Annotated in this window: 1 rRNA gene; it reads right to left on the bottom strand. The window is 44.1% G+C overall.

Annotated elements, in window-relative coordinates:
* Positions 1–139: 139 nt before the first annotated feature.
* A 16S ribosomal RNA gene (locus G6554_RS26490) occupies positions 140–245 on the bottom strand; the annotation flags it as partial.

Here is a 245-nt window from a genome sequence, read left to right on the forward strand (position 1 = left end):
GTTTACTTTGCTTCTTCTTACGATTATCTAGTTTTCAAAGAACGATTAAAAAAAGCTTTGAGAGAATTGCACTCTCAAAACTAAACAAACAAGAAACGTCAACCTTATGATCAGTCCAAAAGGACTGCATGTTCCTTAGAAAGGAGGTGATCCAGCCGCACCTTCCGATACGGCTACCTTGTTACGACTTCACCCCAATCATCTGTCCCACCTTAGGCGGCTGGCTCCTTACGGTTACCCCACCG

The organism is Bacillus sp. MM2020_4 (assembly GCF_011250555.1).
Lineage (GTDB): Bacteria > Bacillota > Bacilli > Bacillales > Cytobacillaceae > Neobacillus.